Source organism: Chitinophaga deserti (assembly GCF_003149455.1).
In the GTDB taxonomy this organism is placed as follows: Bacteria; Bacteroidota; Bacteroidia; order Chitinophagales; family Chitinophagaceae; genus Chitinophaga; species Chitinophaga deserti.
In genome coordinates, this window is the sequence record NZ_QFFK01000002.1 from 654,927 (window position 1) to 680,875 (window position 25,949).

Annotated in this window: 19 protein-coding genes; 11 read left to right on the forward strand and 8 right to left on the reverse strand. The window is 50.2% G+C overall.

Annotated features, from left to right (window positions below; all coding sequences use genetic code 11):
- Window positions 1–167 precede the first annotated feature (167 nt).
- From DEV76_RS06755 to DEV76_RS06765, 3 genes are read left to right on the forward strand one after another with little or no spacing between them, the layout of a single operon-like run.
- Window positions 168–830, forward strand: a complete 663-nt coding sequence (locus DEV76_RS06755) for a hypothetical protein (RefSeq protein ID WP_109696396.1) — start codon at window positions 168–170, stop codon at window positions 828–830.
- A 12-nt stretch (window positions 831–842) separates the two neighbouring features.
- Entirely contained in the window at window positions 843–1,139 is a 297-nt protein-coding gene (locus DEV76_RS06760; RefSeq protein WP_109696399.1) for a winged helix-turn-helix domain-containing protein, read from the forward strand.
- Entirely contained in the window at window positions 1,139–1,495 is a 357-nt protein-coding gene (locus DEV76_RS06765; RefSeq protein WP_109696401.1) for a diacylglycerol kinase family protein, read from the forward strand. The genes DEV76_RS06760 and DEV76_RS06765 overlap by 1 nt, the downstream gene beginning before the upstream one ends.
- A 52-nt stretch (window positions 1,496–1,547) precedes the next feature.
- On the opposite strand, the gene DEV76_RS06770 is transcribed toward DEV76_RS06765, so the two are convergent.
- The gene (locus DEV76_RS06770; RefSeq protein WP_232826894.1) at window positions 1,548–4,928 is read right to left on the reverse strand and encodes a TolB-like translocation protein; all 3,381 of its coding nucleotides are present in this window, start codon (window positions 4,926–4,928) and stop codon (window positions 1,548–1,550) included.
- Window positions 4,929–4,984: 56 nt separating this feature from the next.
- Between DEV76_RS06770 and DEV76_RS06775 the strand changes: the two genes are divergently transcribed.
- Window positions 4,985–5,647 (forward strand): MBL fold metallo-hydrolase, encoded by a 663-nt coding sequence (locus DEV76_RS06775; RefSeq protein WP_109696403.1) that lies wholly within the window; start codon window positions 4,985–4,987, stop codon window positions 5,645–5,647.
- On the opposite strand, the gene DEV76_RS06780 is transcribed toward DEV76_RS06775, so the two are convergent.
- Both DEV76_RS06780 and arfB read right to left on the reverse strand, forming a co-directional pair.
- Window positions 5,630–7,117, reverse strand: coding sequence for a lipopolysaccharide biosynthesis protein (locus tag DEV76_RS06780; protein WP_109696405.1), 1,488 nt, complete (start codon window positions 7,115–7,117; stop codon window positions 5,630–5,632). The two genes, DEV76_RS06775 and DEV76_RS06780, sit on opposite strands and share 18 nt — an antisense overlap.
- A gap of 32 nt (window positions 7,118–7,149) precedes the next feature.
- Window positions 7,150–7,554, reverse strand: coding sequence for an alternative ribosome rescue aminoacyl-tRNA hydrolase ArfB (arfB, locus tag DEV76_RS06785; protein WP_109696407.1), 405 nt, complete (start codon window positions 7,552–7,554; stop codon window positions 7,150–7,152).
- 52 nt (window positions 7,555–7,606) lie between these two features.
- Between arfB and dtd the strand changes: the two genes are divergently transcribed.
- From dtd to DEV76_RS06800, 3 genes are read left to right on the forward strand one after another with little or no spacing between them, the layout of a single operon-like run.
- Window positions 7,607–8,059: a D-aminoacyl-tRNA deacylase gene (gene dtd, locus DEV76_RS06790; RefSeq protein WP_109696409.1), complete on the forward strand. Its 453-nt coding sequence runs from the start codon at window positions 7,607–7,609 to the stop codon at window positions 8,057–8,059.
- Complete coding sequence (locus DEV76_RS06795; RefSeq protein ID WP_109696411.1) at window positions 8,060–8,389, forward strand: nucleotide pyrophosphohydrolase; 330 nt, start codon at window positions 8,060–8,062, stop codon at window positions 8,387–8,389.
- A gap of 58 nt (window positions 8,390–8,447) precedes the next feature.
- Entirely contained in the window at window positions 8,448–9,887 is a 1,440-nt protein-coding gene (locus DEV76_RS06800; RefSeq protein ID WP_109696413.1) for a glycine--tRNA ligase, read from the forward strand.
- Between the two features lie 417 nt (window positions 9,888–10,304).
- Here DEV76_RS06800 and DEV76_RS06805 read toward each other — a convergent pair whose 3' ends face one another.
- Window positions 10,305–11,030 carry a ferredoxin--NADP reductase gene (locus DEV76_RS06805; RefSeq protein ID WP_109696415.1) on the reverse strand — a complete coding sequence of 242 codons (726 nt, stop codon included), beginning with the start codon at window positions 11,028–11,030 and terminating at the stop codon, window positions 10,305–10,307.
- 260 nt (window positions 11,031–11,290) lie between these two features.
- Between DEV76_RS06805 and mfd the strand changes: the two genes are divergently transcribed.
- Together mfd and DEV76_RS06815 are read left to right on the forward strand one after the other, a co-directional pair.
- Entirely contained in the window at window positions 11,291–14,662 is a 3,372-nt protein-coding gene (gene mfd, locus DEV76_RS06810) for a transcription-repair coupling factor (RefSeq protein ID WP_109696417.1), read from the forward strand.
- Between the two features lie 149 nt (window positions 14,663–14,811).
- The gene (locus DEV76_RS06815) at window positions 14,812–15,537 is read left to right on the forward strand and encodes an SIMPL domain-containing protein (RefSeq protein ID WP_109696419.1); all 726 of its coding nucleotides are present in this window, start codon (window positions 14,812–14,814) and stop codon (window positions 15,535–15,537) included.
- 222 nt (window positions 15,538–15,759) lie between these two features.
- Here DEV76_RS06815 and DEV76_RS06820 read toward each other — a convergent pair whose 3' ends face one another.
- The 3 genes from DEV76_RS06820 to DEV76_RS06830 all read right to left on the reverse strand — a co-directional run bounded on the left by DEV76_RS06820 (window position 15,760) and on the right by DEV76_RS06830 (window position 20,234).
- Complete coding sequence (locus tag DEV76_RS06820; protein ID WP_109696421.1) at window positions 15,760–16,281, reverse strand: hypothetical protein; 522 nt, start codon at window positions 16,279–16,281, stop codon at window positions 15,760–15,762.
- 180 nt (window positions 16,282–16,461) lie between these two features.
- A complete protein-coding gene (gyrB, locus tag DEV76_RS06825; RefSeq protein ID WP_109696423.1) occupies window positions 16,462–18,441 on the reverse strand; it encodes a DNA topoisomerase (ATP-hydrolyzing) subunit B in 1,980 nt (659 codons plus the stop codon).
- A gap of 122 nt (window positions 18,442–18,563) precedes the next feature.
- Window positions 18,564–20,234: an AsmA family protein gene (locus DEV76_RS06830; protein WP_109696425.1), complete on the reverse strand. Its 1,671-nt coding sequence runs from the start codon at window positions 20,232–20,234 to the stop codon at window positions 18,564–18,566.
- A 116-nt stretch (window positions 20,235–20,350) separates the two neighbouring features.
- Between DEV76_RS06830 and DEV76_RS06835 the strand changes: the two genes are divergently transcribed.
- Window positions 20,351–21,280 carry a helix-turn-helix domain-containing protein gene (locus tag DEV76_RS06835; RefSeq protein WP_109696427.1) on the forward strand — a complete coding sequence of 310 codons (930 nt, stop codon included), beginning with the start codon at window positions 20,351–20,353 and terminating at the stop codon, window positions 21,278–21,280.
- A 640-nt stretch (window positions 21,281–21,920) separates the two neighbouring features.
- Here DEV76_RS06835 and DEV76_RS06840 read toward each other — a convergent pair.
- The gene (locus tag DEV76_RS06840) at window positions 21,921–22,388 is read right to left on the reverse strand and encodes a PepSY-like domain-containing protein (protein ID WP_109696430.1); all 468 of its coding nucleotides are present in this window, start codon (window positions 22,386–22,388) and stop codon (window positions 21,921–21,923) included.
- 134 nt (window positions 22,389–22,522) lie between these two features.
- Between DEV76_RS06840 and ileS the strand changes: the two genes are divergently transcribed.
- The gene (ileS, locus tag DEV76_RS06845; protein ID WP_232826895.1) at window positions 22,523–25,945 is read left to right on the forward strand and encodes an isoleucine--tRNA ligase; all 3,423 of its coding nucleotides are present in this window, start codon (window positions 22,523–22,525) and stop codon (window positions 25,943–25,945) included.
- Window positions 25,946–25,949: the final 4 nt, after the last annotated feature.

Below are 25,949 nucleotides of genomic sequence, written 5' to 3' on the forward strand. Positions count from 1 at the left end.
TATCCGGAAACTCCTGAAACCACGGAAACCAATACCCTTTTCAAAGACGCCTGTTCCCGGGCTTACCCCTATCCATGATACAATAACATGCCAAATTTCTCTTACAGGGCTTCCATGCCCCATTTTCCATAAATATGACTAGCTTTGATGCACAAAGTGCTTTATCTATGAATGAGCAACAACATCTCGATACCCTTAAAGACATTAAGCGCATTATGGAGCGCAGTACCCGGTTTATGTCGCTCAGCGGACTGGGAGGTATAGGTGCAGGGCTGAGTGCCCTTATAGGCGCCTGGTTTGCCTGGCGTACTTTGGTGGCCTACCGGGCGTCATCAGTTCTCGACGGCGGTGTTTACGACCCTGCTGCTTCTGACCAAACGTATACGGAAGAGGGGATACTGCTCAAACTGATCCTCATCGCCGCGGCGGTATTGCTGTGCGCCCTTACCACAGGGTGCTATTTTACCTGGCGTAAAGCCCGTCAGCAGGGCCTCCCTATCTGGGACCCCACGGCGCGTAAAGTTATCATCCACCTCGGCATACCGCTGGTGGCAGGCGGCCTCTTTATACTCGGCATGATATACAACGGCATCTACTACCTGATCGCCCCTACGTGCCTGGTGTTCTACGGCCTCGCCCTCATCAATGCCAGCAAATTCACTATGCCCGAACTACGGTACGTTGGTTTCATTGAAACCCTCCTTGGCATCCTCGCCACTTTCTGGCTGGGCTTCGGACTCCTGTTCTGGGCCATCGGGTTTGGACTGGTACATATTTTATATGGCATCATCATGTGGTGGAAATACGAACGCGCTCCTGAAGCGGCATAAACCCCTGTTTGCATGAATCCGATCGAGCATCTGAATAAACTGTTTGAAAGCCGCATCCGGCTGGGTGTGATGAGTATGCTGATGGTCAATGAAGAAGTCAGTTTCAACGACCTGAAGTCTATGCTGGACGTAACTGATGGTAACCTGGCCTCCCACCTGTCTACCCTAGAGGAAAACGCGTATATCAAAGTTCACAAGGGATTTGTGGGCAGGAAAACCAATACCACCTATTCCATCACCAAAGTGGGCGAAAAGGCCTTCAAGGGCCACCTCGCCGCATTGGAAGCCATGATCAAATTTACGCAGTGATGAACCGGAGAACAGGTACTACCTCCAGCTTCCGCCATGCCTTCCGCGGCATTTTCACTGCCCTCCGCAGCGAACCTAATGCCCGCATCCATCTCGCAGCCACTGCGGCAGTAATTGCAGCCGCCTGCTACTTCCGCTGCTCCCCGGGCGAATGGGCCGTACTCGTCATCGCCACCGGTAGTGTATGGACGGCCGAACTGCTCAATACCGCCATCGAAAAATCGATGGACCTTCTCCACCCCGATCATCACCCCCTCGTTAAGAATATTAAGGATATGGCTGCCGGTGCAGTGCTTATTGCGGCCATCGCGGCAGTGGTTGCCGCAGGGTGCATCTTCCTTCCTAAAATGCTATAAAAAAAGCCGGCTTCATCAGCCGGCTTTTTTGTGTATAGTAATCTCTTATGTTTTAGAAATCTACCCCCAGTGCGAAGGTCAGCTGTGGCTTGCCACGGAAGAACCCGGTCATGGGCCAGCCTGCATCGAAGCGGGCGAAATAACCCAGTACCGTGGTACGCGCACCAAATCCATAACCACCAACGAAGGGCCCGAGGAATCCGTCTTTGATACGGATCACCACGCCTTCGGCAGTCGTGTATTCGGTGTAGTTGGCATCTTTAAACTTCAGCTTCTCGTTCCAGGCTGTACCAAGATCCACGAAAGTCATCAGCTGGAAGTTGCGGAGGAATGCACTGTTGATCGGCTTGTCAATAAACGTGGTGAACACCGGCAGGCGAAGCTCCGTATTGATCAGCATTACGTTATTACCGTTGCGGATATTCTGTTTGTAACCACGCATGTTAACAGCCAGCGTCTGATATGCATAGTTTTCGTTGGGGTTGGGAGCCCGGTTGCCGTAGATGTCCGGCTTGATCATCCAGTTGTCTACACCACCCAGGAAGTAGATCAGCTTGCGGGTGCCCCACGAAAGGTCAGCGGCAAAGCGGGTAGCCCAGATGAAGTTACGGTGTATCTCCACGTAATGACGGGCATCAATACCCATGTTGTAAGTGAATTTACCTTTAGGCGTAACCTGGCCGAAGAGAGTGTTGCGGTTGCTTTGCACCTGTGCAATCATATCCATATACACCTTGTAGCGGGTGCCTTTGTAGATGTTGATGGCGGGGTTGAGCACATTGTCGTGCACATATTCCAGGCGCGCCAGTACGGCGGATTCCTTGTAGTTCTTTTCTTTCAGCGATGCTTCGTCGTTGGCAAGAACTACCAGCTCATCGGTACGGAGGCCGGCCTGGAGGCGAAGACTGCGCACCTGGTCAAACGGATAGCGTACTTCCGCCTGGTAGATGTTGGTTTTGTTCTTGATGGGAAGGCTGCTGCCATCCTGGAACTCAAATGCCGCCTTTTCCACCTTGCGGTAGTACGTCAGCTTATAGTCGAAGCGTTTCTTCAGGTAAGAGAACGAGAACATGTATTCCGTACCATCGAGGGCGAGGGGGATACGGAATGCACCGCTGAACTTGAAGTCTTCCATCAGGTCGCTGATGCCCAGGCGGATGAGGCCATTCACCGGATCCTGCAGGCGGATGGGCCCCTGCGGCCAGCCGAAGTAAGGCTGGTAGCGGTTCATGAGCACAGAGTTATCGATCTGCGTTACCAGGTAATCGGAGCTGAACTTCAGGCGGTAATTACCCAGGCGTGCACTTTTCAGGATACCCGGTTCTTTCTTCTCTGCAAGCAAAAGCGGTGCATCTTCTCCTTTGGAAGTATCTACAGGCTCGTTACCAAATTCGTTCTGGAAGAAGTTGGGCTGCTTGGCAGCAGTATCCTGCTTCGCATAGTAACTGGGCAGCCCCAGGCGTAAGGAGTCATCGCGCATTTGCTGCAGCCTGAAGTTGGTGGGGCGGGCAGATACATTGCGTTTCCGCAGCGTGTTGGTATCCACTTTCAGCTTATACAGGCGCTTCCAGTCTCCGATCTGCACCACTTCAGATACCATACCCTGATCTCCCGCAATCCGCGATTCCTTGATACCAAACGAGTAGTTGGTAACGGGGAACACATACGTAGAGTCGTTGGTGATGGTAATGGCCTGTATGGAATCAGGAGCCGTGGCGCCATAATCCATCAATGCAGAGTCGAGATCTTCCTTGTCGGGGTTGTAAAGTATTTCAGCACCCACGAAGTAGAGAGAATCCACCCCTGCTCTTTCAGCCCTGAAGAAACCGGCGTAGCGGTTGGCGATACCATTGGCATCGCTCACGAAGGTGAAGTGAGTGGTGTTATATTGTACGGGCAGCCGTGCATTGCCATAGGGCAGGTTGGTAAGCTGCGAGATTTGCTTTTCGGAAGATTTGTTCCAGTTATCCACCATAAAGATGTTGTACCGGTTATGCGGCATCACGGTGTCGGAAGTACGGGCTTTGGGACTAGGGCGGTTGGAGGAATAGATGATCCCGCTTTTACCGGGGAATGCGGCAAAGGAGGGGTCGAGGTCGTCCCAAACGTCGTTCGTGATCTGGTCTACCTTACCATTGGTGATGCTGTAGGTAAAGATGTCGGTATGCCCATTACGTACGGCGGAGAGCAGGAGCGAGTTATCGAACTCGAAGAAGTACTTCATGTCGATGATCCTTTCAAACATCGGAAGGTCCTGCTTAATGGTGATTTTCGAGATCAGGTCGTAAATCATGAGGCGTGTTTTGCCTTCTGATTCATAAACTACGGCCAGGCGGTTACCTTTCTGGTTCCATGCGAGGAGGGGATAGTTGGGATCCAGCTTGGAAGTGAGTTGTTTAACACCGCTTTTCAGGAGCACCTTTTGGGTGGTCCATCCGAGGTTGATCTTCACTTTATAGGTGCCTTTGCTGTATTCCACGAGGGCTACCATGCTGTTTTTAGGGTTGGCCTGGAAGCGGTAGTAATCCTTTTCGCCTCTTTTACCCAGTTCTTTGGAGATGACCCCGGTACCACGGGTTACCTGCCGGCGGCGGCGCCCGTCTTCCTGGTAGCGCTTCCTGAACCACATCATGAAGTCGGCCTGAGCGGCTTTGGGTTTCATATGCAGCACCTGCTCGAATCCTTTTTTAAGACCGCGGTTGATACGGGTGATGTACATGAGGTAAGGCACGGCATCTTTCCCGTACTTGCTTTCCACATAATACCAGAAAGCCTGGCCGGCCAGGAGGGGTTTATCGAAAGTAAGCTGGTTGAAGGTGTTATATCTGCCGGAGTTGAGGACGGATTTCAGCTGATCGTCCAGCTGGGGATTCCAGTTTTCGGCGGCGTAGGCGATAAAGCCATCGGTGAACCAGTTGGGGAAGTCGATCAATACGGCATTACCGGCAAATTCGCCGATATCTTCACCGAAAAGGAGGGTTTCGAGCATTACCCGGGCTATACCCTGGCGGATCTGGCGGCGGAGGTTGGCATGGTCGCCATCGAAATACACCAGCAGCTTGTTACCTACCAGCTTGGTTACACCACCTGTGTTCTGCCAGTCTACCCCTATCCCTACGTTGGATTGTTTAAACTCGGCAAAGTTGTTGTACACAATAATATTCACTTTCTGCCGAAAGGTAAATTCCATGAATTCCTCCAGCTGGGGGAGTTCCTTTTCCGCGCATTGGGCAACATACTTTCCGAGCTCCAGGCCATTCTGGGCGAAGTAGGTGTTGAAGTGCCGGGTGGTATAGAACCGCCACTTGAAGTTCTTGTATTGCACCCGGTTCTGCCCGAATTCCACCGTATTCGTCTGTGCCTGAACGTGAACATAACCTATCAGCAGGAAGAATAAGCATGGAATAAATGACCTAGTAATAAATCGGTTCATACGGAAAGTATTGATAATATTGTGTTGCGAATTAAAATTAGTAAAAAACGTCAACAATGTTTGAAATCAGGTGCTTCACGGTTAATCCTTTTCAGGAGAATACATACGTACTAATTAACGAAAAAAAGCAGTGTATCATTATAGACCCGGGATTTTATTATGAAGAAGAGCGGGCAAAGTTCATCAGGTTCATGGAAGACAATGGGTTGACTGTAGCCCGGTTGCTCAATACGCACTGCCATCTGGACCATATATTCAGCAACAGGCTGGTACAGAAAATGTTTGGTAAAGGCCCGGAAATACACCGTTTAGACCAGGTGGTGCTCGACCGGGCGCCCCAATCTGGCCAGATGTACAACATTCCCTTCGAGCCGTCTCCCGAGCCGGCAGGCTACCTCGAAGAAGGGGATAAGGTGATTTTGGGAGAAGATGAGCTGGAAGTGATCCTCACCCCCGGCCATTCCCCCGGCAGCATTTCTTTCTACTGCGCTAAACAAAACTTTGTAATTGCGGGAGACGTGTTATTTAAACAGAGCGTAGGCCGTTCCGACTTTCCCGGAGGTAATTTTGAAACACTGGCTCGTAGTATCCGGGAAAAGCTCTACAAACTGCCAAACGATACCATCGTGTATTCAGGCCATGGTCCCGAAACTACGATCGGGTTCGAGAAGTTACACAACCCCTTTGTGCCGGAAGACCCCTCAACCCGCCTTGCGTAACAGCAGCCGGGCAATATTTTTCCTTTCCGGCCAGGCTATAACGGCCAGGTATACACCCATCCCCGCCACACCGGCGATCTGGATGGGCCAGAAACCGAATCCTTCCACACGCAGCAGGTTCTGCAAAACATAAATCACCCCCGCCAGCGCGAGGTATCCCAGAATGCGGGGTACCTCGTAAGGCACCGGGTAATACTTCTGCCCCAACAGGTACGACGCGGCCATCATAGACCCATAGCAGGCAAACGTTGCCCAGGCAGAGCCGGTATAGCTGAACTGCGGAATCCACCAGATATTCAGAATGATGGTTACCAGCGCCCCGCCCAGCGTGATCCACACCCCCATGAGGTTGCGGTTGGTTAGTTTATACCAGATGGTAAGATTGTAGTAAATGCCCAGAAACACCGTGGCCATGGCCAGCACAGGTACGATATTAATACCCTCGGCATACGACTTATCCGCCCCACGGGTGATGAACCATACCCAAACTTCCTGGAACAGTGCCACCACGAGGAAGATGGCTCCCATGAACATAGTGAAGTACTTCATAACCCGGGCATAGGTTTGCTGCGCATCCTGACGGCCACTCTGGTTGAAGAAGAACGGCTCCGCACCCATCCGGAATGCGGTAATACTGATGGTAACCAGCACCGCCAGCTTGTAGTTAGCGGAGAAGATACCCAGCAAACTCATCGATACCTCCCGGGTAGCAGGGTATACCTGCGGGAAAATAAGGCGGCTCAGCATCTCGTTGATCATCCCACCGATACCGATGGCTACCAGCGGCCAGCTGTAGAGGATCACCTCTTTCCATAACATTTTATCGAACTTCCAGCGGAAAGCGCTGTATTCTTTAGAAAGGAACAGCAGCGAACAGGCACTGGCGATCATATTGGCGATCACGAAATACTCCACGCCAAGGTCTGGGTTATACCATGAAAGGTATCCTGCCGCATGGAGCCTGGGCGCATATTTCAGGAGGAACACCGTCAGCACGATCTGCACCAGGATGGTGGCAAGCTTCACAGCGGCGAACTTACGGGGCCTGCCTTCCTGCCGCAGCCGGGCGAAAGGAATAGTGGTGAGGGTATCGAAGAAGAGGACGCCCGTGGCCAGCATCACGAGGTGACTGCGGCCGGGGAAGCCCAAACCATCTGCCAGTACGGGAGAACCAATCAGCAGCACACCTGAAAACAGGATCGTGCTCACGATCATGGAAACACTCAGGGTATTATATAACCGGTCTTTATCGACAGATTGCGTAAACCGGAAATAACTGGTTTCCAGCCCGTAGGTGAAAATAACGTTGCAGAAAGGGATAAAGGCATACAGCTGGCCCACTTCGCCGAACTTATCGGCCGGGAACACGCTGGTGAGGAAAAGCTGGAGGATGAAGCCCAGGAATCGGTGTAGGATGGTAGGTATGCCATACCAGATCGTTGCTCCTGCCAGTTTCTTGATATTTCCCATTCGTCGGTTTTAATCCAATATAAATAATCGTATCAATAGTCGCCCCCCGATCCCGGGCGGCGGTTTTGTTTCTTCTCGCTGAGTCGCTTCTTGAACTGAAGACGCTTTTCTTTCATGGCTTTGGTAGGCTTCACCTTTTTACGCTGCTTCGGTACAAAGAGGCCCTTTTCCAGCAAGGCGTTCATCTTCCGGATCACTTCCCCTTTATTACCCAGCTGCGAGCGTTCCGTTTGCGATTTCACCTGCAGCAGCCCGTCGGCATTCAGCTTGCCGCCAAGGTTCTGCAACAGCAAAGCCTTCTGCTCATCCGTGAGCAGGTCAGATTCCGCGATGTTGAAATATCCTTCCACCATCGTTTCCACCTTATTCACGTTCTGGCCGCCCTTCCCGCCACTGCGGGCCGTTTTGAATTTTATTTCCTGAGTCACGTCAAGCATAACACATTCCTTATCTTTAACCGCAAATGTAAATCCTTCCACTGTATATTTTATGAGAGCTGTGATTCAAAGGGTGACCCGGGCCGATGTAACGATCGGCGGGCAGGTTAAATCCGCCATCGGCGGCGGCCTGCTTGTACTACTGGGTATCGAAGACGCCGATACGGCGGAAGATATTGCCTGGCTGAGTGCCAAAATAGCCAACCTCCGCATCTTCAATGATGAGAACGGGGTGATGAACCGCAGCGTACTGGAAACCGGGGGAGAAGTACTCCTCATCTCCCAGTTTACCCTCCATGCCTCCACTAAAAAAGGCAACCGCCCCAGCTACCTCCGCGCCAGTAAGCCCGATACGGCCATCCCGCTGTACGAAAGCACCATTGCAAGGCTGGAGGCCGACCTGGGGAAAAGCATCGGTACCGGTACCTTCGGGGCAGACATGCAGGTGTCTCTCCTGAACGACGGGCCCGTTACCATCATTATAGACACTAAAAACCGCGAATAAATGACCATCCAGGAAGCGCAGCAGCGGGTAGACCAATGGATCAATACCACCGGCGTCCGCTATTTTTCCGAGCTCACCAATATGGCCATCCTCACTGAAGAGGTGGGGGAAGTGGCCCGGATCATTGCCCGCCAGTATGGCGACCAGTCGTTCAAGCCCTCAGACCGCGATAAGAACCTGCCGGATGAACTGGCCGATGTGCTCTGGGTAATTCTCTGCCTCGCTAACCAGACCGGTACCGACCTCACGGCAGCGCTGGAGAAGAACTTTGAGAAGAAAACGGTGCGGGATGCCCAGCGGCACCAGGATAATGAGAAACTCCGGGGCTAAAGCATGAATTTTTAATACAATACGTTGTTTCAAAATAGGATTTTATCTTTGCGCGACTATGGCTACAGATCAGAACAAGTTCCAGGCGATCATTTCGCACTGTAAGGAATACGGTTTCATTTTCCCGTCCAGCGAGATTTATGACGGGCTGAGCGCGGTGTACGACTATGGTCAGTACGGTGCCGAGCTGAAAAAGAATGTGCGCGACTACTGGTGGCGCAGCATGACGCAGATGCACGAGAACATCGTGGGCATAGATGCGGCCATTTTCATGCACCCCACAGTTTGGAAAGCTTCCGGGCACGTCGATAACTTCAGTGACCCGATGATCGATAATAAAGACAGCAAGAAACGCTACCGTGTAGATCACCTGATCGAAGGTTATGCAGATACACTGCCTGAAGCAGAGAAAGATGCCGTAATTGCTGCCATGGAGAATTATTTGAAGGAGAACGATTACGCAGGCCTGAAATCTTTCATCGAAGAAAAGAAGATCGCCTGCTCGGTGAGTGGTACCGTTAACTGGACCGATATCCGTCAGTTCAACCTCATGTTCTCTACCGAATTCGGCGCTGTGGCTGCAGAGAACGAAGGCGATAACAAAGTTTATCTCCGTCCGGAAACTGCACAGGGTATATTCGTAAACTTCCTGAACGTACAGAAAACGGGCCGTATGAAGATCCCGTTTGGTATTGCGCAGGTAGGTAAAGCATTCCGTAACGAGATCGTGGCACGCCAGTTCGTGTTCCGTATGCGTGAGTTTGAGCAGATGGAGATGCAGTTCTTCATCCGCCCCGGCACCCAGCAGGAATGGTACGCTTACTGGAAGGAAGAACGTATGAAATGGCATAAGAGCCTCGGCCTGAAAACAGAACACCTCCAGTTCCACGACCACGCCAAGCTGGCCCACTATGCCGATGCTGCGGTGGATATTGAATATAACTTCCCCATTGGTTTCAAAGAGGTGGAAGGTATCCACAGCCGTACCGACTTTGACCTGAGCCAGCACCAGAAATTCTCTGGTAAAAAGCTCCAGTACTTCGATCCGGAGATCAACCAGAACTACGTTCCTTACGTAATCGAAACCTCCATCGGCCTGGACCGTTGCTGCTTCATGGTGCTTTCCGAAGCATACGAAGAGCAGGACCTGAGCACACCTGAGAAACAGGATTCCCGCGTGGTACTGAAGTTCCCCGCTAAACTGGCTCCCATCAAACTGGCCATTTTCCCGCTGACCAAGAAAGATGGTTTGCCCGAAATTGCGAAAGAGCTGATGGCAGAATGTAAAATGAACTTCTACAGCTTCTACGAGGAGAAAGACGCTATCGGCAAACGCTACCGTCGTCAGGATGCGATTGGTACACCGTTCTGCGTTACCATCGATCACCAGACCAAAGAAGACGGGACCGTAACCATCCGCTACCGTGATACCATGGAGCAGGAGCGTGTACCCATGAGTGAAGTGAAGAATATCGTAATGAAAGCAATCATGAGCTAAAATACTCGGATCAAGATAACGAAGCGCCTCCCGCGAGGCGCTTTTTTTATGCCCTATTCCCCTAAAACCAGGCACTTCTACCTCCTTCCGGCCTATTTTATGACATCATCCCGGGTTATCACGGGCAAGAGCGGCATTAGATAAAAGGTTAAAGTACCCATAACAAAGTGTTAAAGGGTGTATATCCTATGTATATGTTTCCTGGGGTAAACAATATGAAACCCTGTATGGGAGAGCGTTTATAGGCTGTTGATATACATTATACCTACATTAACCCTTCTTTAAGTATGCTTTATCCCTTCTTTAAGCCTGACCAAACCCTTTGGATAGTGGAAGGGTACAAATAAAAAAAAGGCCGTCTCAAAACTGAGACAGCCTCCTGTTATTGCGATAATCAAACCGTTCCTGCGATAATAATCAGCCGTACAGTTCGAGGTGTATGTCGTGACGGTCGTAGCCCATGGCCTGGATGCGCTGCTTTGCCTCGTCGATCATCACCTTCCAGCCGCAAAGGAAAAAGTGTGCGGGTCGGCGGTCGGCCAGGAGTTCTTCATATACCTGGTGAACATAGCCACGATGGCCCGTCCAATCCGGACTATCTTCCCGTGAAAGGGTGGGGTGGTAGTGGAAGCCGGGCATCTCGGCGGCAAGGGCGCGCATTTCGTCTTTGTACAGAATGTCTTTCTCGTACCGGGAGCCGTAGATCAGGTGTATGTCCGGATGTGCGATCTGGTTCTTGTGCAGGAACTTCGCCATAGAGCGGAAGGGGGCGATGCCCGTGCCGGTACAGATAAGGAACAGATCGCGGTCGGGGGCTTCAGGGAGTACGAAGTTGCCCAGGGGGCCGCGGAGGATCAGCTCGCTGCCTTCCTTAATCTCGTTAAAGATATATGTGGTGCCTGCCCCGCCTTCCAGCAGTACAATCACCAGCTCTATCTCCGACGAACCGTTTGGGTGGGAGGCGATGGAATAGCTCCGCCAGCGCTTGTTCTTCTTTTCGTGGATGGGCAGGTCCAGCGTTACAAACTGGCCGGCTTTGAAATGAAATGCTTCCTTTTCGGGGATGTGAATCCAGTACCGCCTCGTATTATCCGTCTCATTCACAATCTTCGTTACCACGCCTGTATACCATTGTTCGAGCATGCATGAAGTATTTATGTAAGATGAGTAAAGCCAATACCCATAAATTACGCTTTTTCCGGGAAACCCGGGTCTTTCTCCTGTAATCCTCCATCCAACCTTCTTCCATCCTCCATCCAACCTATATCAAACCCTTGCTATTGCTGGACATGGATGGAGGATCGATAGAGTATGGCAGCAGGATGTCAATAGCCTCCTCCGGGGAAACGGCCATTATACCAGGCCGGTATAGAAGTTGAAAATGCCTTATCTTTGCATCCTTCATGAATTTGCAGGGAGTATTACAATTATTTGAGAAAGACCCCCGCCTGAAATCACTGGCGGACGGGATTCTTATGCCTGCTCCCCGGTATTTTCACCTCACCGGCCTCACCGGAAGCGCCGCTGCCTTCGTAGCCACCGCCCTCCGCAACAACTCCGACGCCAATCATCTCTTTATCCTGAACGACAAGGAAGAAGCCGCTTATTTCCATAACGACCTGGAACATCTTTCCCAGGCGCTGGATATCTTCTACTTCCCCGACTCTTTCAAGAAAACAGGCGTGTTCTCCGAATACAACAGCAGCCATAGTATGCTGCGTACCGAGGCCCTCATGAAGCTCACCGGGCCGCAAACACACCGTAAAGTGATGGTTACCTACCCCGAAGCACTCTTCGAAAAAGTGGCGGGTAACACGGCATACAACACCAACATGGTGTCTGTAAAAGTGGGAGAGAACCTTAAAGTAGACGACCTCCTTGCCAAACTGGTGGAGTGGGGTTTCGAACATTCCGATTTCGTATACGAACCAGGGCAATACGCCGTACGCGGCGGTATCCTTGATATATATTCCTTCGGGAACGATAAGCCTTACCGCTTTGAGCTGTTTGGTGATGAGGTGGATTCTATCCGGCTCTTCGATCCCGAAACACAGCTTTCCGAGCGCAAGCTCATGCAGGTGACCCTCATCGCCAATATGGATACCAGGGCCACCGCAGTTGAGAAAATGTCGCTGCCCGAATTCCTCCCGGCAAACACCATCGTATGGATCAAAGATCCGGCGTATGTACAGGGCGTGATCGGGCAAATGGAACAGCGGTACGACGACTGGCTGCAAACCGGCCGCGCCACAGATGTATCCGACGATACTGCCATTCAGCTGAAGGAAGAAGATGTTGAAAAGGCGGATGTGCTCATGAACCAGCTGCTGCACCGCCACTGTATTGTGACCGGGGCACATTTCAATTTTGAGCAGGTGCCGGCGGGTGTGGAAGAGATCTCTTTCAAAACCATAGAGCAGCCGGTATTTAACCGCCAGTTCGATCTGCTGATAAAAGACCTGTCTGCACAGAACGCCGCTAAAACTGCATTGTTCATTTTCGCGGAAAACCCGCGGCAGCTGGAAAGGCTCCGTAGCATCTTCGAAGACCTGAAAGCCGATTTCCTCTTCTATCCCATCCCCGTACCCATCAGTGCAGGATTTGTGGATACAGGACTGAAAATCGCCTGCTATACCGATCACCAGATCTTCCAGCGCTTTCACAAATACAAAGTGAAGCAGGCCTACAACAAGAACAAGGCCATCACCCTCAAAACCTTACAGGAACTGCAGTCTGGCGACTTCGTGACCCACATCGATCATGGCGTGGGCGTGTATAGCGGCCTGCAGAAAATAGAGGTGGCAGGGAAGATGCAGGAAGCGATCCGTATCATCTACAAAAACAATGATCTGCTGTATGTGAACATCAACTCACTGCATAAGATCAGCAAATACACCGGCAAAGAAGGCGTTACGCCCAAAGTGAATAAGCTCGGCAGCGATGCGTGGGAGAAGCTGAAAGAGAAGGCGAAAACCGAAGTGAAGGATATCGCCAAAGATCTCATTAAGCTCTACGCCGCACGTAAAGCACAGGAAGGCTTCCAGCATACGCCGGATACCTATCTGCAAACAGAGCTCGAAGCGTCTTTCATTTATGAAGACACGCCGGATCAGTCTAAAGCCACTTCAGACGTGAAGCGGGATATGGAATCCCCCTCACCGATGGACCGCCTCGTATGTGGCGACGTGGGCTTTGGTAAAACCGAAGTGGCCGTACGCGCTGCTTTCAAAACCGTGGTGGATGGCAAACAGGCCGCTGTGCTGGTACCCACTACTATCCTCGCTTTCCAGCACTGGAAAACATTCTCGGACCGGTTGAAAGACTTCCCATGTACCGTAGATTACATCAACCGTTTTAAATCTGCCAAACAGAAAAAGGAAACGTTGCAGAAGCTGGCGGAAGGGAAGATCGATATCATCATCGGTACGCACGCCCTGCTGGGTAAGGAAGTGAAGTTCAAAGACCTTGGCGTAATGGTGATCGATGAAGAGCAGAAGTTTGGCGTAACTGCCAAGGAAAAGCTGAAGCTGATGAAGGTGAACGTGGATACGCTTACCCTCACGGCAACGCCTATCCCGCGTACCCTGCAGTTCTCACTCATGGGGGCACGCGATCTTTCCATCATCAACACACCGCCGCCTAACCGGCAGCCCATCGAAACGGAAGTAATGGTGTTCGACAAGGAGCAGATCCGCGACGCTATTTACTACGAAACCGAACGTGGCGGCCAGGTATATTTCATTCATAACCGTATTAACGGTCTCCGTGAAATGGCGGGCCTTATACAGGAGCTGTGTCCGGATCTGAGCATTGCCACTGCACATGGCCAGCTCGAAGGGCATAAGCTCGAAGAAGTGATCCTCGATTTCATCGACCGCAAGTACGACGTACTGGTGTGTACCAATATCGTGGAAAGCGGGGTCGACATTTCAAATGCCAATACCATTATCATCAACAACGCCCATCACTTTGGCCTGAGCGATCTGCATCAGCTGCGTGGGCGTGTGGGCAGAAGCAATAAGAAAGCATTCTGTTACCTGCTGGCACCTCCTATGAGCACCCTGCCGTCCGACAGTCGCAAGCGTTTACAAACACTCGAGCAGCACAGCGAGCTGGGCAGTGGCTTCCAGATAGCGATGCGCGACCTCGATATCCGTGGCGCGGGTAACCTGCTGGGAGGTGAACAAAGTGGCTTTGTAGCGGAGATTGGGTTCGACATGTATCAGAAGATCCTTGACGAAGCTATCCGCGAACTGAAGCAGACCGACTTTAAGGATCTCTTCAAAGATCAGCTGGAAGAGAAGAAAGATTATGTATCGGACTGTACCATCGATACAGATCTGGAAATTCTTATCCCCGATACATATATTGAAAGCATTCAGGAAAGACTGAACCTCTACCAGGAGCTGGATAATATCACACAGGAATCCAGGCTACAGGAGTTTGCTGCCGGACTGCAAGACCGTTTTGGTGAAGCACCAGCTCCCGTAGAAGACCTGTATACCACCATCCGCTGCCGTTGGATGGCCATTGCATTAGGTTTTGAGAAGATGATCCTGAAAGAGGAGACCCTCCGCTGTTATTTTATTAATAACCCCGACAGCCCCTATTTTGAATCGCCCACATTCCAGCACATCCTGCATTATATACAGACGCGTACCAACAATGCACGGCTGAAGCAGGTAGGTAAAAACTTTATGCTGATTGTGGATCGGATCGACTCCATGACCAAACTGCACGACTTCCTCCGGAAAATGACCGACGCCCGCAATTAACATTTGTAACATATATTTGTTTTAATCGTTACACCGGCTGACACAAACATTTTACCTGACTAAAAATTAAAGAAAAGTTAAAGCCGGCGATCGCATATGGAAACACATCCATTCCCTGCATCCTGCTGGTGAATTTAAAACTGAAAGCAATGAAAAGATTAACCGTACTTTTAATGGCCCTTGTTATGACAGCAACTTCCTTTGCACAAACTACCGACAACAAGCCTCCGGTAAAGAAGATTGAAGTAAACGGCAGTGCCGAACTGGAAATCACGCCTGATGAGATCTACTTTAACATCACCCTGCGCGAATACATGAAAAATAAAACGCAGAAGGTATCGATCTCCGAACTGGAACAGAAGCTGCAGAAAGCTGTTGAAGCTGCAGGCATCCCGAAAGCAGATTTCACTATCGCCAACGTATTTGGTTACAACTACGAGCAATGGTGGAAAAAGAAGAAAGATGCGCCTGACTTCATGGCCCGCAAACAATACCGTTTGAAACTGGCCCGTCTGGACAAGATCAACAGCATCCTCGCAGCTGTGGATGAAGAAGGTATCGAAAGTGCTAACGTAGCATCTTTCAGCAGCAGCAAAATGGAAGAATACCGCAAGCAGGTGAAGATCGCCGCACTGAAGGCTGCTAAAGCCAAAGCGGAATACATGGTAGCTGCTATTGACGAGAAGCTGGGTGGCGTAATCGAAATCCAGGAGTTTAACACTGATCAGTACAGCGATGTACGCCCTGAAATGGCGAACATGATGGCCCGTAAAGCCGTAGCTTATGATGCTGCAGGTGGTGCTCCCGATTCCGATATCGATTTCAAGACCATCAAGATCCGTGCGGAAGTGCGTGCCGTATTCGGTATTAAATAACTAATCACAACGCAAACGAAAAAAGGGCTGCCGGTATCACCGGTAGCCCTTTTTCATTGTCTTGATGGTAGGTCACATAACGCCAAAAGGCGTATGACGCTGTCTAATTTCTACTGTCGTTTTAACTGTCTTTTCAGTCTATTTTGCTACTCGCGGCCTTTAGCCGAAGTCAGGTAAGTTGGGATAAATAGGACGGACTTATGTTGCGATGGTTTTTCAATTCTATTTCGTGTGTTTCAGCACCGTTACTTCGAACTTTCCTTCTGTCACGGTCTTTTTCTTATCAGCATCCACATCATGGATCATTACACCTGAAAAAGTGCCTTTGGCTTTGGTTTCGCTTACAGATTCTATGATGATGGTGGCGCTGGCGCCCAGGCCGGTATCGTCGGCAGCATAACCCAGGCCGTCGCTCAGGCGCTGAATCCAGCCAATAGTATTATAGCCGAAATCGTTCAGGCGGTAAGTGCCGGGCTTCAGCTCTTTATTAAGGAAGGAAACGTTGACGGTGAGGAACTGGTTGTCTGTCGTCATCCCGCTCACAATGAGATGGCTCATAATATCGTTGGCGGTGTCGTACAAACTGCCGGTCAGCTGTTTGGATACTGCGAGCTCCTGCCCGTCGATTTTCATGGACAGGTAACCCTGGCTGCGGTTGTCCTCGAAAATATCTTTCTTCTTGCATGCGGTCAGGCACATGGCTGCCGCCAGGCCAAGGGCCGGCAGAATGCTTGCGATTTTCATAGGTATACGATTCTAAAGGTACAGGTGTTGCTAGCGGGTGCAATATACGCAGCAAATACAAATTATAAAAATTAATTATAAATAAAGTTTGGGGATGGGGGAGAAGGGCAGGAAAAAAGAAAGGCCGTTTCCCTGTTTAGCGGAAACGGCCTTTGCTGTAATGTATTCTTTCCGAGCTTATTAAGCGTCGATCTTAGCGTATTTAGCGTGCGATTCAATGAATTCGCGGCGCGGGGGAACTTCATCGCCCATGAGCATGGTGAAAACACGGTCGGCTTCAAACATGTTGTCGATAGACACTTGTTTCAGCGTACGCACATCCGGATCCATGGTAGTATCCCAGAGCTGCTCTGCGTTCATCTCACCAAGACCTTTATAGCGCTGGATGGTAACACTGTCTTCTTTACCACCGCCTGCGAGGCGGGTAACGGCAGCTTTGCGCTGTTCGTCGTTCCAGGCATACTGGAACTCCTTGCCTTTCTTTACCTGGTACAGCGGGGGCTGGGCGAGGTAAACATAACCCTGCTCCACCATTTCGCGCATATAGCGGAATACGAAAGTGAGGATAAGGGTGGCGATGTGGCTACCGTCCACGTCAGCATCCGTCATGATGATCAGCTTGTGGTAGCGGAGTTTGGAGAGGTTAAGGGCTTTATCGTCTTCGGGCGTTCCGATAGTTACGCCGAGGGCGGTAAAGATATTCTTGATCTCTTCGTTCTCGTAGATTTTATGCTCAAGTGCTTTTTCCACGTTGAGGATTTTACCGCGGAGGGGCAGGATAGCCTGGAAGTTACGGTTACGGCCCTGTTTGGCAGTACCACCCGCGGAGTCTCCTTCGACAAGGAACAGCTCACATTTCTTGGGATCGTTATCGGAGCAGTCTGCCAGTTTACCGGGGAGGCCGCTGCCGGTCATTACGCTTTTACGCTGAACCATCTGGCGGGCTTTCCGGGCTGCTTCACGCGCCTGGGCTGCCAGAACCACCTTGTTGATGATCTGCTTGGCTTCTTTCGGATGCTCTTCGAGGTAGGCGTCCAGTACGTTAGCAACGGCACTGTCCACAATACCCATTACGTCGGAGTTACCCAGCTTCGTCTTGGTTTGTCCTTCAAACTGCGGTTCGGGAACTTTTACGCTCACGATGCAGGTGAGGCCTTCCCGGAAGTCGTCGCCCGTAACTTCCACTTTGGATTTCTCGAACAGCTTGTTCTTATCGCCATACGATTTGAACACGCGGGTGATAGCCCTGCGGAAGCCGGCCACGTGGGTACCGCCTTCGATAGTATTGATATTGTTTACGTAAGAGAAGATATGCTCGTTGAACGAATCGTTGTAGAGCAGGGCTACTTCTACGGCAACGTTAGAGTTTGCATCGTGCGTTTCGATATAGATAGGAGAGGGCAGCAGCGGGTTACGGCGGCCGTTCTTATCGATCAGCTGTACGAATTCAACGATACCGCCTTCGCTGAAGAAGGTTTCGCTGAAGATGTTGCCATTCTCGTCTTTCTCGCGCTCATCGTTCAGTGTGATACGGATGCGGCGGTTGAGGAAAGCCAGTTCACGGAGACGGCCTGCGAGGGTTTCGCGGTTATATACCGTTTCAGTGAAGATGGTGGCATCGGGCTTAAAGTGAACGATGGTACCGGTGATATCGCTCTCGCCGATCTCACGGACAGTATACTGGGGGTGCCCCATTCTGTATTGCTGTTCGAAGATCTTGCCTTCGCGGTGAACGGTAACATGCAGGGGATCGCTCAGTGCGTTTACGCAGGATACGCCCACACCGTGCAAACCGCCGGATACTTTATAGGTGTTTTTATCGAACTTACCACCGGCGTGCAGTACGGTCATCACCACTTCAAGCGCAGAACGCTTTTCTTTCTGGTGCATGCCCGTGGGGATGCCACGGCCGTCATCCTTCACGCGGATGGAGTTGTCTTCACAGATTGTTACATCAATGTTCTTGCAGTAACCGGCGAGGGCTTCGTCGATGGAGTTGTCAACCACCTCATATACAAGGTGATGCAAACCCTTGACGCCAATGTCGCCAATGTACATCGCCGGGCGCTTACGCACGGCTTCCAGCCCTTCCAATACCTGAATGTTATCGGCGCCGTAATTATTGTTAGCAGGAGGTGCTTGCACTAATTCTTCACTCATATTTTTAGCTGAAAATCTTTTTTGAACAAATCCATTGAATATCCAGCAAAAATACGGAAAATCAGGCTAATTTCCATGAAAAACAAGCCTAATTTGAGGGGTGTGTATAGCCTGTGGAAAGCTTAGCCGAGGGCACCCGAGGCAACGTCGGTAAGAACCGTTTGTTTTATGCCCGTAAAGATGGTTTTCCAGACCAGGTTGAAGAACGACTTCTGAGGGTCGCGGGTAAACTGGGGCTTGGCCACCCTTAAGGGCTGTCCGCGGGAAGGGTTTTCATTATGGAGTACCATCAGGTTGGCAATGAGGCTTACCAGCCCTTTCTTCCGCTTTTTCCCCTTCGCCTCTATATCTTTCAGCATTTCAATCTTCAGGTCATCATACTTTAAGGTGAGTGTGCCCGCCGCGGAACGTTCATTTCCCCTGATATTGAACTCCATTTCCTGTATCCTGGCAGAGCGGATGGCCACATCCCCCATGGCCCGGGTGGCAGGGTTCATTTCCTTGCCGTCCATATCATTCAGTTTTCCGCTTACGCCAAAGGCGCCCTGGGCACTGTTCAGTGTAAAGTCGAAATGGGCACGGAGCTTACCTGTGCGCATGAGAATGGCGTGGAGGTCTACGGTGGCATGAGGGTGCTTTGCCACCATGGAGTCGATATTGGATATATGCCGGAAAGTGCCCCCGGCCTGGTGGAAAGCAATTTCGCCGGTTTGACCGTTCTTAGGGTTTACTTCGGCATACGTAACATTAACACCCTGGGCCGTAAGGGTATCTATGCGCAGGGGCATCTCCAGTTTCATGAGCAGCTGGTTAGGGAACTGGCCGTACTTATTACCTGGTGGCATGGGAAGCCCGCGGTTGCGGTATACATTCAGCTCTCCCCCGTCTATATTCGCCTTGCGGATGATGGCCTGCTGCTGCAGTATGTGCCCGAGGTGGATGCCTTCTGCCGTTAAATTATTGAATGCCAGCTGAAAACGGTCCTTTTGGGTGCCGATCTGCTTGTCGAACTGCGCTTTATTATACCGGGGATCTAACCGTACGCTGCCCACTGCCAGCTTTTTGGCTACGGCATTAAAGGAGATGTCTGACAGGCGGAGCCAGTATAGACTGTCAGGTGTCCGGTATTCCCATTTTTTGAGGCTGACGGTGAAGTCCTGGGCGTAAAGCACCCGGGAAAGATCGTTCTGGGTGATGGAATCTATGGCGAGATTGCGTAGAACCACGTCGAGGTTGCCCAGTTTCGTGATTTTACGGCTGCTGTCTTTCCGGATCTGTGTAAACGCGAGGCTGGTATTGGCCAGTTCTATTTCCCCGATGCGGAATTGCCTGATGGAGCGTGATACGGATTCATAGAAACTGCGCCGCGGAGTGGTATCCTGGCTGCGCATGTCGTGGATAATGACCAGTTCCGGATCGCGGAGGCGGAAGGAGGTGGCATCCACTTCTTTATGAAGGAAGTAGCGCCATATTTTAAAGCCTGTCACCTGTACGCGGCCCAGCTTGGCGTTATACAGTACTTCCGGCGCCCGGTGTTCTTTCACGAGCTTTTCGTAAACCGCCGAGTCGGGAATGAGGGCAACATGCTGGATAGCCACACTTCCTGTTAGCAGGTTGAGGCTAATTTTGCCGTAGGCGAGCGTATAGAGGCTGTCTGACCCTTCCGCCACATATCTGCGGAGCTCCTTGTCGAGGAGGCTTTTCCAGTGGGAGCTGAGGTACCACCCTGTTATAAGGAGGATGGCAGTTAGGGTGCCGGCGGAGATGAGGATGATTTTCCAGGATTTCTTCATGTGTAAGCTACTGGTGCTAAATTTATACCAATTCCCCTGAAAGGTCTGTCAATTGTAACGTCTTTGTCAGACTGATAAGATAATAACAATCATTCCTTACTTTTGTCGAGCTTTTTATGAAAGAAATACAGGAAATATTACAACTCGCGATGGCGCAGCCCGCTATGAGCGACCAGCTGGAGCTGGCGGTAACCGAATCAATAGCGGTTCCGGATTGCCTGGATTTCACCCTGCAACGGTATGTGTATGATCGTCCGCTTCCTGTGGAAGATGTGGCGATGGTAGTGTACCAGCCCGCCAAGCGGGGCAAAAGCGCTGCTATAGAGCTGCGTTATTGCGTGGCAGGGAATAAATACTGTAAGAAACCTAATTGCAGCGACCGTGTATGTGTTGAAGGACTCAAAGCGGCCGATTGCTCCAGTGATAAAATGCCTTCGATCGATCTGATCACTGTGCGTTTTCATCCCGGGTTTATCCAGTCTTTACAGAAAAGCAATACCAGCAGCACATTATTCGAGCTGCAATCGCGCAAGCCATTCATGAAAACCATTCAGCCCTGTACCAAATCCAAAGCGGTACTGGAGCAGATGGTGCATCATAATTATGAAGGGGTGTTGAAAAACATCTTTTTACAGAGCAAATCGCTTGAATTGCTCCTTTTCAGTTCGGACCAGTTTATCCAGAACGATACGGAAGAGCGCTACGGCTGCCGCTTCCTGACGCAGATGGAAGACCGTGCGAAAATTGATAAAGCCCGTTCCATCCTCCTGGAACAGCTGGATGCGCCTATCACGATCCGTGAACTGGCGCGCAAAGTGGCGATGAACGAATGTTACCTGAAGAAAGGATTTAAAGCCATGTACGGCACTACCATCTATGATTATTTCCAGAAGGAAAGGATGGAAAAGGCGCGCGGGCTCCTTTATGAGAAGGGTATGTCGGTTTCTGAAGTAGCCATGATGATGGGGTACTCCTGTATTTCACATTTCTCTACCGCCTTTAAAAAGCATACAGGCCTGAAACCCTGTGAGTTATTACTTCGCTAAGGCGTTTTTCCCGGTACGATCATTTCTTTTCCCGATTTGACTATTGCATTTTTCAGGATCGTTGCATCTTTGTAAAACGATACTGGATATCAATCTGGTTTCCTCATAAGCTTCCTTATCAGATTTGACCTAAATCGGAAGGGCTTGCGGTTAGTAAAGCCATTAAAGCGGCGCCTTATCAAACACCACTCACGACAAAGAGAGGGCGCTGCGATCCGTAAGTTTTTCCACCGTAATTTGCATAAAGCCGTTACTTTTCTGTAGCGGCTTTTTTTATTCCCACGCTTTAAACTTCCCGAAATATCCAGCTGCATCAAACGAAATTGTGGAAGCAATAGCGGTAAATATTTCACAGCCGTGAAATTTCATCTACAGCTGTTGCAGTTACGTTTTGGCAGTGGTTCTTTTATAATGGGATTAATAATTGTTGAAATGACAGGAGTGTTGAGCAGTATGGGTTTGTTAACATGCGTGTGAGAAGAGGCCGATGCAGATATATAAAGTGCAAAAGTGTTTGAAAAAGAATATAGTAGGGAAGAAACGGGAGTTATGGGCAAAGAAAAACCCCGCCCAAAAGAGCAGGGTCTGTCCTATTTATCCCTATACCTATGAAATACTTAATTATGTGTTGTAAGTACTACTAATCAACAATAGTGCCAGCATCATTAAGCAGTACCGTTTTGGCAGTGCCATTTTCTTCGATGTTGACTTTGTAGTACGATGCTACGTCTGCTCTTTCAATTTTCCACCCTTCTTTAACAACGGCAGACGGATATTTGTTCTTCAAAGTTCCCAAAACAGTTTCGGGCACGGTGCCATTCGCATATTCACTGCGGGTAGCAATCCAGCTGCCTTCGGCATTGTACTCAACGGCGGTCTTAACACTGTCTTTATTAAAAGACGCGATCCAGTTGCCGCTGGCAGTTTTAGCCCAGGCTGCATCTGCAGTACCCGCATATTGGGCATTCTGCAAAAATGCTTCTTTAACAGGCGCCGGGGCCTCTACTTTCTTAGCTGTAGTTTTGGATTTTTTGGTGGATTTCTGTTGCGAAAACGCTATGCCGGAAGTGAAGATAGCTGCGCAAAGAAGTAACGTTACTCTTTTCATAAAAGATATGGTTTTTCTCTGTTATACGGTCTTCCCTTTCGATACCAAAACCTTGCCAAAAACGCAAAGTAAGTACAGTTTATTGTAAATTACCCAATTTGCCTGTCATTTTTTTTAAAATTCCATTATTTTTTATGGCTGACAGGCCCGCGGGGAAAGCTCCGGCTATTTTCGTAACTTCGCAGAATTTTAAAATCCATTCATTAACAACCAGGTGGGTATCGAATATGGCCAGCAAATATCAGGAATATAACCAGCTGAATTTACCGCAAATAGAACAGGAAATCAGGAAGGAATGGGAACAGCACCAGATCTTCGAAAAAAGCGTGTCTAACCGCGACGGCGCCATTCCCTTCGTGTTTTATGAAGGTCCTCCAAGCGCCAACGGCCTCCCCGGTATCCACCACGTGATCTCCCGGTCCCTTAAAGATCTTGTTTGCCGCTATAAAACCATGAAAGGCTACCAGGTAAAACGCAAAAGCGGCTGGGATACCCATGGCCTACCCGTTGAACTGGGCGTGGAAAAAGCACTCGGCATCACTAAAGAAGATATCGGCAAAAAAATCTCCATCGCCGAATACAACGAAACCTGCAGAAAAGAAGTATTAAAATATAAAGATGTCTGGGAAGAACTGACCCGTAAAATGGGTTATTGGGTTGATCTCCAGCATCCATACATCACTTTCGAGAACGATTACATCGAAAGCCTCTGGTGGTGCATGCAGCAGCTCTATAAAAAAGGCCTGCTCTATAAAAGCGTCTCCATCCAGCCTTATTCCCCCGCCGCAGGCACCGGCCTCAGCTCTCATGAGCTTAACCAGCCCGGCACTTATAAAGATGTGAAAGACACTACAGTAGTGGCTATGTTCAAAGCCATTGCTTCCGATAAATCACAATTCCTCTTCGACGCCGCAGGCGCAGGAGAAGAAGTGTTTTTCCTCGCCTGGACCACCACCCCCTGGACGCTGCCGTCCAACCTCGGTCTTACCGTAGGCGAAAACATAGATTACCAGCTGATCAAAACCTTCAACCCCTACACCCACCTCCCCGTGAACGTAGTGGTAGCAAAAGATCTTGCCGGCAAATACTTCAAGGCCGAAGGCGAAAATGGTGACTTCGCTGCCTGGACCCCTGAAGATAAAATCATCCCCTGGAAAGTAGTTGCCGGCTTCAAAGGCCGCCAGCTCGAAAATATCCGTTACGAACAACTGCTGCCATTTGCTCAACCCGAAGAAGGCGATCCCTTCCGCGTGCTGCTGGGCGATTTCGTAACTACCGAAGATGGTACCGGTATCGTGCATACCGCACCTGCTTTCGGCGCAGACGATAACCGTGTAGGTAAAAAATACGGCATCGGCATCCTCACACTGGTAGACCGCCAGGGTAAATTCACCGATAACGTAGGAGAATTCTCCGGCCGCTATGTGAAGAACTACAAGAACGAAACTGATTATAAAGACGTTGATGTAGACATCGCCGTAAAACTGAAGAAAGAAAACCGCGCTTTCCGCGTGGAAAAATATGAACACACCTATCCCCACTGCTGGCGGACAGACAAACCGGTGCTCTATTACCCCCTCGATGCCTGGTTCATCCGTACCACCGCGGTGAAAGACCGGATGGTGGAACTGAATAAAACTATCCAATGGAAACCTGCCGCTACCGGCAGCGGCCGTTTTGGCCAGTGGCTGGAGAATATGGTGGACTGGAACCTCAGCCGCAGCCGTTATTGGGGTACGCCCCTGCCTATCTGGCGTACGGAAGACGGGACCGAAGAGATCTGCATCGGTTCCATAGCCGAACTGAACGACGGTATCCGGAAAGCGAATGAAGTATTGGGTGGCGATGTGAACAAGGCTTACCTGCACGACGGCATTCTCGACCTGCATAAACCATATGTGGATGAGATCATTCTCGTGAGCCCCTCCGGCAAGCCCATGCGCCGTGAACCTGATCTGGTAGACGTATGGTTTGATTCCGGCGCCATGCCTTATGCACAATGGCATTATCCCTTTGAGAATAAAGATAATATCGATAAAGGGCAGGCCTTCCCGGCAGATTTCATTGCTGAAGGCGTGGATCAGACCCGTGGATGGTTTTATACCCTGCACGCACTGGGTGTAATGCTGTTCGATAATGTGGCATATAAAACAGTGGTATCCAACGGATTGGTGCTGGATAAAGACGGCAACAAGATGAGCAAGCGTTTGGGCAATGTGGTGGATCCGTTCCAGACCATCGACCAATTCGGTGCTGATGCTACCCGCTGGTATATGATTACGAACGCTTCCCCGTGGGACAATATGAAGTTCAACGTGGAAGGTATAAAGGAAGTACAGCGTAAGTTGTTCGGTACCTTATATAATACCTACAATTTCTTCGCGATGTACGCCAACCTGGACGGGTTCCGTTTTGAGGAGAAGTACATTCCGCTGGAGGAGCGCCCTGAAATCGACCGTTGGATCATATCCGTACTGAATACCCTGGTGAAACAGGTGACAGGCAATATGGACGAGTTTGAGCCTACCCAGGCGGGCCGTGCAGTGCAGGAGTTTGTGGATGAACACCTTAGCAACTGGTACGTAAGGCTTTGCCGCCGCCGGTTCTGGAAAGGGGAGTACGAGCACGATAAGATCAGCGCGTTCCAGACATTGTATGAGTGCCTTGAGAAGGTATCTCAGCTGATGGCGCCTGTATCACCGTTCTTCTCCGACTGGTTGTACCGCAATCTGAACAGTGTCAGCGGTTTACGTTCCGAGGGTTCTGTGCATTTGTCCAATTTCCCGGCAGTGAACGAAGCTGCGGTTGATACGGAGCTGGAGGAAAGGATGCAGCTGGCGCAGGATATTTCCTCGCTTGTACTGAGCCTGCGGAAAAAAACCAACAATAAGGTGAGACAGCCGTTGCAAAAGATCCTCATTCCGGTTACGGACGAGCATATGAAGGCACAAATCACGCTTGTTGAGCACCTGATAAAAAGTGAAGTGAATGTAAAAACTATTGAGTATCTTACGGAAACGGAAGGGTTCATCAAGAAAAAGATTAAGCCAAACTTCAAATCTCTCGGTACCCGTATGGGTGCAAAAATGAAGGCTGTAGCAGCCGCGATAAGCGGAATGGAGCAGCACGATATTGCAATATTGGAGAAAGAGGGCGAATTTGGCTTAATAGTTGAAAATGAGCGTATTCCGATTGTGCTGAGCGATGTAGACATCATTTCTGAAGATATACCGGGGTGGACAGTAGCCAATAAGGGAATGTTAACCGTGGCCCTGGATATCACCATTTCACCTGAATTATTAGACGAGGGCAATGCGCGAGAGCTGGTGAACCGCATTCAGAAGATACGGAAGGACAGTGGATTTGAATTAACCGACAGGATCAATGTTAAAGTGCCGGACGTTCCGGCCCTGAAATCGGCGTTAATGAACTTTAATGACTATATTTGCACGGAAATTTTGGCAGATAGTTTGGAAATAGTGCCGCAATTACAGGAAGGAACGGAAGTAGAAGTTAACGAATTTAAATTCAACGTATTAGTTAACAAAAAACGCTAATCCC

Coding starts and splice junctions, on each gene's coding strand:
- DEV76_RS06755 (WP_109696396.1), top strand. CDS start 168: ATGAATGAGCAACAACATCTCGATACCCTTAAAGACATTAAGCGCATT.
- DEV76_RS06760 (WP_109696399.1), top strand. CDS start 843: ATGAATCCGATCGAGCATCTGAATAAACTGTTTGAAAGCCGCATCCGG.
- DEV76_RS06765 (WP_109696401.1), top strand. CDS start 1,139: ATGAACCGGAGAACAGGTACTACCTCCAGCTTCCGCCATGCCTTCCGC.
- DEV76_RS06770 (WP_232826894.1), bottom strand. CDS start 4,928: ATGAACCGATTTATTACTAGGTCATTTATTCCATGCTTATTCTTCCTG.
- DEV76_RS06775 (WP_109696403.1), top strand. CDS start 4,985: ATGTTTGAAATCAGGTGCTTCACGGTTAATCCTTTTCAGGAGAATACA.
- DEV76_RS06780 (WP_109696405.1), bottom strand. CDS start 7,117: ATGGGAAATATCAAGAAACTGGCAGGAGCAACGATCTGGTATGGCATA.
- arfB (WP_109696407.1), bottom strand. CDS start 7,554: ATGCTTGACGTGACTCAGGAAATAAAATTCAAAACGGCCCGCAGTGGC.
- dtd (WP_109696409.1), top strand. CDS start 7,607: ATGAGAGCTGTGATTCAAAGGGTGACCCGGGCCGATGTAACGATCGGC.
- DEV76_RS06795 (WP_109696411.1), top strand. CDS start 8,060: ATGACCATCCAGGAAGCGCAGCAGCGGGTAGACCAATGGATCAATACC.
- DEV76_RS06800 (WP_109696413.1), top strand. CDS start 8,448: ATGGCTACAGATCAGAACAAGTTCCAGGCGATCATTTCGCACTGTAAG.
- DEV76_RS06805 (WP_109696415.1), bottom strand. CDS start 11,030: ATGCTCGAACAATGGTATACAGGCGTGGTAACGAAGATTGTGAATGAG.
- mfd (WP_109696417.1), top strand. CDS start 11,291: ATGAATTTGCAGGGAGTATTACAATTATTTGAGAAAGACCCCCGCCTG.
- DEV76_RS06815 (WP_109696419.1), top strand. CDS start 14,812: ATGAAAAGATTAACCGTACTTTTAATGGCCCTTGTTATGACAGCAACT.
- DEV76_RS06820 (WP_109696421.1), bottom strand. CDS start 16,281: ATGAAAATCGCAAGCATTCTGCCGGCCCTTGGCCTGGCGGCAGCCATG.
- gyrB (WP_109696423.1), bottom strand. CDS start 18,441: ATGAGTGAAGAATTAGTGCAAGCACCTCCTGCTAACAATAATTACGGC.
- DEV76_RS06830 (WP_109696425.1), bottom strand. CDS start 20,234: ATGAAGAAATCCTGGAAAATCATCCTCATCTCCGCCGGCACCCTAACT.
- DEV76_RS06835 (WP_109696427.1), top strand. CDS start 20,351: ATGAAAGAAATACAGGAAATATTACAACTCGCGATGGCGCAGCCCGCT.
- DEV76_RS06840 (WP_109696430.1), bottom strand. CDS start 22,388: ATGAAAAGAGTAACGTTACTTCTTTGCGCAGCTATCTTCACTTCCGGC.
- ileS (WP_232826895.1), top strand. CDS start 22,523: ATGGCTGACAGGCCCGCGGGGAAAGCTCCGGCTATTTTCGTAACTTCG.